Annotated in this window: 6 protein-coding genes; 1 reads left to right on the top strand and 5 read right to left on the bottom strand. The window is 69.6% G+C overall.

The window, feature by feature from the left end; all coding sequences use genetic code 11:
* Positions 1-226: 226 nt before the first annotated feature.
* Both EZE58_RS06155 and EZE58_RS06150 read right to left on the bottom strand, forming a co-directional pair.
* On the bottom strand, positions 227-1,867 hold the full coding sequence (locus tag EZE58_RS06155) for an amidohydrolase (protein WP_144587758.1): 1,641 nt from the start codon (positions 1,865-1,867) through the stop codon (positions 227-229).
* Positions 1,868-1,911: 44 nt separating this feature from the next.
* Entirely contained in the window at positions 1,912-3,135 is a 1,224-nt protein-coding gene (locus EZE58_RS06150; protein WP_063250358.1) for an MFS transporter, read from the bottom strand.
* 149 nt (positions 3,136-3,284) lie between these two features.
* Here EZE58_RS06150 and EZE58_RS06145 point away from each other — a divergent pair, with 149 nt between their 5' ends.
* Positions 3,285-3,887 carry a TetR/AcrR family transcriptional regulator C-terminal domain-containing protein gene (locus EZE58_RS06145; protein WP_144587756.1) on the top strand — a complete coding sequence of 201 codons (603 nt, stop codon included), beginning with the start codon at positions 3,285-3,287 and terminating at the stop codon, positions 3,885-3,887.
* Between the two features lie 49 nt (positions 3,888-3,936).
* On the opposite strand, the gene EZE58_RS06140 is transcribed toward EZE58_RS06145, so the two are convergent.
* The 3 genes from EZE58_RS06140 to selD are packed head-to-tail and all read right to left on the bottom strand — an operon-like array spanning position 3,937 to position 5,988.
* A complete protein-coding gene (locus EZE58_RS06140) occupies positions 3,937-4,386 on the bottom strand; it encodes a hypothetical protein (protein WP_167560099.1) in 450 nt (149 codons plus the stop codon).
* The gene (locus EZE58_RS06135) at positions 4,370-4,981 is read right to left on the bottom strand and encodes an ankyrin repeat domain-containing protein (protein ID WP_167560098.1); all 612 of its coding nucleotides are present in this window, start codon (positions 4,979-4,981) and stop codon (positions 4,370-4,372) included. The genes EZE58_RS06140 and EZE58_RS06135 overlap by 17 nt, the downstream gene beginning before the upstream one ends.
* Positions 4,982-4,989: 8 nt before the next feature.
* Complete coding sequence (gene selD / locus EZE58_RS06130) at positions 4,990-5,988, bottom strand: selenide, water dikinase SelD (RefSeq protein ID WP_063250355.1); 999 nt, start codon at positions 5,986-5,988, stop codon at positions 4,990-4,992.
* Between the last annotated feature and the right edge of the window lie 12 nt (positions 5,989-6,000).

Raw genomic sequence — 6,000 nt, 5'->3', positions numbered from 1 at the left:
CCGCGGCGGAACGCCACGTCCTCCGCGTGGTTGCGCACGAACAACCCTGAGCGCCTAATCCGAGCGGTGCACGGGTTGTTTGTGCGGCTGCACCGACAGGGTGCTTGACGGGGGTCGCCGAGAGGCACCCTGGGCATCACGACCTACCCCCAGCGCCACGTCCTCCCAGAAGCGCCACGTCCTCCCAGGAGCGGTACGACCAACCCGCCCGTCGCTTCTGCGCTCCCTACACCTCGACCGCGGGGCCCCGCCAGAGCACGTCGCCGTCGACGATCGTCTGCAGCACACGGGAGTCGAGGAGTTCGTCGCGGGCGCCGGTGAACGGGTCGACGCTGACGACGATGAGATTCGCCCGTCCGCCGGGCACGATCTCGCCGACGCCGTCGGTGAAGCCGCCCGCCTGCGCCCCGGCCCGGGTCAGCCCGTCGAGCGCCTGCGCGGGCGTGAAGGCACGCTCGGGATGGTACTCGGCGGGCCCGGGTTCGAGAGCCGAGCGCGTGGTCAGGGCGATGAAGAGATTGTGGGCGGCCTCATGGGGCGCGGTCGGAGCGTCGGTGCCGAGTGCGATCGGCACTCCCGCCTCCCGGAACCTCTGCCACGGGAAACCCGTCTCCGCACGCTCGTCGCCGAGCATCGCCTTCCAATTGCCCATGATCGCCGGATCGCAGTGGACCGGCTGCATCGACGCGGTGACCCCGAGGGCCGCCATGCGCCGGATCGTCGCCTCCGTGCACGATTCGAGGTGTTCGATGCGCGGAGTCCGGATCTTCGGGCCGTTGACCCGCACACACTCCTCGACGAGGTCGAGCGCGATCTCGCTCGCCCGATCCCCGATCGCGTGCATGGCCAGCTGCAGACCTGCGGCGTCCGCGGCCACCGCCACCGGTGCGGCGGTCTCGAACGACCAGATCGGCTCGGCATTCGACCCGTCCGCGTACGGTGCGCGCATCGCCGCGGTGCACGCATCGATGACCCCGTCGAGGATGAACTTCACCCCGGTGATCCGGAACGAGTCCGTGTCGAACCGCTCGGCGACGAGGTCGCGCACCTCGGCGGCGCGGGCGACGGCGGCAAGGTCAGCCTCTGGATCACCGGTCGGTCGGAGCAGCCAGTGCGCGCTCACAGGAAAAGGCAGCCGGCCGTCGCGCTCGAGCCGGCGGAGGAACGTCGCGAGCTCGGTCTCACCGAGAGCCATATCCGTCGCCGCCGTCACCCCGGTCTCGAGGTAGGTCGCGAACGCGAGGTCGAGGAACCGATCCCGGTCCTCGTCGGTGGTGATCTCATCGAGGTAGGCCCAGACGTACTCGATCGCCGCGCTCTCGAGGAAGAACCCGGTCGCCGCCCCCGTGCCGTCGCGGACAATCCGGCCGCCGGGTGGATCCGGCGTCGTCGCGTCGATGCCCATCGCCTCAAGCGCGGCCGTGTTCACCCACGTCGAGTGGACGTCGTTGGAATCGAGGACGACGGGGATGTCGCCGACCGCCTCGTCGATCATCGCCGCGGTCGGCTCCCCGCCCGGCACGGCTTCGAACATCCAGCTCGCGCCGAGGAGGTACTCCGCATCCGGCTGCTCCTTCCGTGCCTGTCGGAGCCGGTCCTGGATCTGCTCGAGGCTCGTGCAGTCCCGCAGCTGGACCTTGTCGAGCGCCTGGCCGAACATCGCGAGGTGCGTGTGCGCCTCGACGATGCCGGGGGTGACGAGTGCCCCGCCGAGGTCGGTGACCTCGGCGTCGGGCCCGGCCGCCGCGACGACGGACTCCCGGTCCCCGACGGCGAGGACACGGCCGGCGTCGAGGGCGACCGCCTCGGCGAGGGGGGAGTGCTCATCCCCGGTGAAGACGGTGGCGTTGGCGAAGACGGTGGTCATGATGTCCTTCCGTAGGGGGCGAGGTGCGGGGACGGCGGGCGCGGTCAGGCGGGATTCTCGCCGAGGTGGCTGAGCGTGCGTTCGACGCGGGTGGAGACGCGGGCGATCCACACGGTCGGGAGGATGACGACGAAGCTGACGATGCCCATGATGAGGCCGAAGTTCGGGATGCCGACGGACTCGATCACCCACGCGCCGATGATCGGGGCGAAGCTCGACCCGACGATGTAGGCGCCGATGAGGGGACCCGACCAGCTGCCGCGCGCGTCGAGGCCCGCGGCGGTGGCGATGAAGAGGACGAACGCGAACGCGTAGATCGTGTTGACGACGACGATGAGGACGGCGAGGGTGAGCGCATCCGTGGTCATCCCGATCCAGATCTTCGTGATCCCGCCGAGGAGGAGGGCAGCGGCGAGCGGCACAGCCCGTCCGATCCGGGTGCCGAGGAGGGTGACGACGAGCATCGCCGCGGCCCCGACGCCGGCGGCGGCGCTGAGCGCGAAGCCGAGGCTCTGCTCGCTCAGACCGACGGCGTTGCCGAGGACGGGTGCGAGCGTCCACACGGAGTCCTCGCTCGTGCCCCACACAGGGAAGACGATGAGGACGCCGATGCCGGCGAGCATGACCGTGCGCGGCGTGCGGGACCCGGCGGGCGCCTCGGCGACGATGTCTGCGGTCGAGTAGTCGGGGGTGTCGGGCAGCCACACGGTCACGGCGAGGCTGATCGCCGCGAGCAGGGCGAGGGCACCGAAGACGGTGATCTGGGCGAGCCCGATGGTGGGGATGAGGGCGAGGACGACCATGACGAGGAGACGGTTGACGACCCCGCTCGTCGCGCTCACCCGGTTGGGATTGCGGACGGCCGCGATCGCCGCGCCCGAGCTCGAGATCGCTGTGCCGACCCCGGCCCCGCCGATGATGAAGCCGGTGACCACCGCGCCCGGGGAGCCTGCGAAGGCGGCGACGAGGAAGCCGATGATCGCGACGATGAGCCCGATCGAGGCGAGCGTGCGACGGTGGGGGCCGGAGGCGAACCGCGAGGTGGCGAGGCCGACGACCGCCGAGGCGAGCAGCGCCCACGTGAGGATGTTGCCGGAGGCGATGACGTCGAAGCCGACGTCCTCGAGGACCGACATGATGAGCGGGGCGAGATTGGCCATCATCAGACCGGCGAGCGAGACGAGGAAGATCGCCGCGCCGTTGCGCAGTCCCAGCGGCACGCGCGGATCGTCGACGGTGCTCGCCTGGGTCGGTGTCGGTGAAGTCATGGACGGCCCCTTTGCCAGAAACTCAGTTAACCGAAATGTTTTCGGTTAACTAGTATGGTGCATGCCACACCCGTCGATGTCAATCCATCGGCGCCGACCAGCCACTGCAGACCAGCCACTGCCGACCTCGACCCGGGAAAGAGCACTCGATGGCACGTCCGACCTCACCGCTGCTGAGCCGAGAGAAGATCGCGCTCGCCGCGATCGAGATGCTCGACTCCGGGCAGGAGCTCAAGATCCAGCCGCTCGCGAAGCGGCTCGGGGTCAGCCTCTCCTCGCTCTACCACCACGTCGACGGGCGGGAGGGGATCGTCCACGCGATGCGCGAGGTTCTCAGCGGCCAGTACGTGCTGCCGACGCCGGACGGGGACACGTGGCAGGACGCGGTGCGCGCGGGGGTCGGCTCGCTGTGGCGCCTCTACGCCGACCATCCGCGGGTGATGATCCACCTCCTCGGCGTGACCATCGAAGAACCGCAGACCCTGCGCCTCTACGAATCCCTCGTCTCTGCTCTCAAGCGGGCGGGGCTGCCCGAGGGCGAGGTCCTCTCGACCGTCGAGGTTCTCGACGCCTTCGCGTTCGGGGTCGCGATCGATGCGCTCTCACCGACGGAGATCTTCGCCCCCGACGACGAGGACTCCCCGCTCACCGACCTCATCGCCGCACATCCGACGGGGACTGAGCGCAACGAACTGCTCTACCGCCGCGGCCTCGACATCATCATCGCCGGCATCGAAGCGCGGGTGGAGTGAGGGAGCGCGCGGGCCGGCTTTCGGGAGCCCGACGACTGGGTGAACGCGTTCAGCGGAGGTAGTCGGGCGTGTCCAGGGGACGGCGCTCGGGGTTGACGAGGACCCAGGCCACGCTCTGCTCGGTGAGCGTGTCGACAGCCTGCTCCGAGATCCCACCGCCCCGGACCTGGTCGAGCGCGGCATCGACGGCGCGCAGACCATCGTCCGAAAGCGGCACCCCGCTCCGCACATGCCGGGAGAATGCCGTCGCCATCGCCGCGAAGTCGCGATCCCAGTTCGCCCCGCCGTTGTCGAGGATCTCATGACCGATCCGACCGGCGATGCGGATGACCTCACCCTGCACACTCGCGGAGGGTCCGGAGCCCGGCACAAGGATCCCCCACAGTTCTGAGAACTGCTTCTTCCATCCCGAGGTAGTGACGGTGATCGCCTCGCCGCCGGCGAGCACGCGAGGGCGTGCAGGCAGGTCGATATCGAACATCTCAAGGAGATCTGTCATAGCGTCGACCGTCGCGATACGAGCATTGCCGGCGGCCTGGTACCGGTACAGCGTCGTCATCGCCTTGCGCAGATACGGGCGAGCGTCCTCGCTCAAGGTTCCGCCCCGGGAGGCGAGGAGCCGGACGACGGGCAGTCCTCGTTCGACCTTCGACGGTTCGCAGCGGATGGCGGCGAGGTCGAGTGCCGTCCACCCGAGCGGGTCCGTCTCGGTCAGGGTTGCCCCCCCGCTCGAGGAGCAGGGCGACGACGTCGGCGCGGTGGTTGGCCGCTGCCGCACACAGCGGCGTGTGCCTGCTTCCGGCTCTGATCGGGTCCGCCCCGCGCTTAATGAGCAGGTCGACGATCTCGAGGTCACCCTCCGCTGCGCGCGTCACCAGCGGCGACGCGCTGAACTGGTCTTCGGCCTCAATGTCCGCACCGTGGTCGAGCAGCCAGGTGACGACCTCGGCGGTGACGGTGCTGTAGGCGAGAGCCGTCTGCTTGCGGTATCCGCCGCGGGCATCGAGGGGCCGAGACTCGAAGATCTCCTGAAGCTCGATCAGGGAATACGCATCGCCGTACTCTCGGAAGTCCTTGGGCAGGGTCGTCGCCATCGTTCTCCTCAGCGGACGGTGATGCCCGACCCGGCGACGGTCTCGCCGATGACGGGATAGCCGGGCAGCTCGCCGACGACGAGGAGGCCGCCGGACGTCTGCGCATCGGCGAGGAGGAGGAGATCGTCCTCGGTGACGGTGTCGTCGGTCATCAGGTGCGGGCGCACCCAGTCGAGGTTGCGGCGGGTGCCGCCGGAGACGAATCCTGCCGCGATCGACTCATCGACCCCGCCGAGGCGGGGGACCTTTGCCGTGTCGATGACCGCACCGACCCCCGAGGCCCGCCCCATCTTGAAGAGGTGGCCGAGGAGTCCGAAGCCGGTGACGTCGGTGGCCGCGCGGACGCCTGCGGCTACGGCCTCCCGGGACGCGGATGCGTTGAGTTCCGTCATCGTCGCGATCGCCTCGGGGAAGACCTCTCCGGTCTGCTTGTGTCGATTGTTGAGTATCCCGACGCCGATCGGCTTCGTCAGGGTGATCGGCAGTCCCGCCTCGGCGGCGTCGTTGCGCATGATCGCCTCGGGATGGGCGACCCCGGTGACGGCCATGCCGTACTTCGGCTCGGGGTCGTCGATCGAATGACCGCCGGCGACGGGGCAGTTCGCCTCGGCGGCGACGTCGAGGCCTCCGCGGAGCACCTCGGTGAGCAGCTCGAACGGCAGGACCTCGCGCGGCCACCCGACGAGGTTGATCGCCGTGACCGGGGTCCCGCCCATCGCGTAGATGTCCGAGAGCGCGTTCGCCGCCGCGATCCGCCCCCAGTCGTAGGCATCGTCGACGACGGGGGTGAAGAAGTCGGCTGTGCTCAGCACTGCGAGGTCGTCGCGGATCCGCACCGCTGAAGCGTCATCGCCGTCGTCGAGACCGACGATGACCTGCGGGTTCGTCTGCCCGGTGAGGCCGCGGACGGCGTCCTCGAGCTCGCCCGGGGGGATCTTGCACGCACAGCCGCCGCCGTGGGCGAAACCGGTGAGGCGGTACTCCGAGACATCGATCGAGGTGTCCATGTGCGCGAGCCT

This window comes from Brevibacterium sp. LS14, assembly GCF_012027885.1.
GTDB lineage: Bacteria > Actinomycetota > Actinomycetes > Actinomycetales > Brevibacteriaceae > Brevibacterium > Brevibacterium casei.
The sequence above is the reverse complement of the archived record's forward strand: the minus strand, read 5'-3'. Positions and strand labels throughout refer to the sequence as shown.

Excerpts from the sequence above, each read along its gene's own strand:
- EZE58_RS06155 (WP_144587758.1), bottom strand. The coding sequence starts at position 1,867 with ATGACCACCGTCTTCGCCAACGCCACCGTCTTCACCGGGGATGAGCAC.
- EZE58_RS06150 (WP_063250358.1), bottom strand. The coding sequence starts at position 3,135 with ATGACTTCACCGACACCGACCCAGGCGAGCACCGTCGACGATCCGCGC.
- EZE58_RS06135 (WP_167560098.1), bottom strand. The coding sequence starts at position 4,981 with ATGGCGACGACCCTGCCCAAGGACTTCCGAGAGTACGGCGATGCGTAT.
- EZE58_RS06145 (WP_144587756.1), top strand. The coding sequence starts at position 3,285 with ATGGCACGTCCGACCTCACCGCTGCTGAGCCGAGAGAAGATCGCGCTC.
- selD (WP_063250355.1), bottom strand. The coding sequence starts at position 5,988 with ATGGACACCTCGATCGATGTCTCGGAGTACCGCCTCACCGGTTTCGCC.
- EZE58_RS06140 (WP_167560099.1), bottom strand. The coding sequence starts at position 4,386 with ATGACAGATCTCCTTGAGATGTTCGATATCGACCTGCCTGCACGCCCT.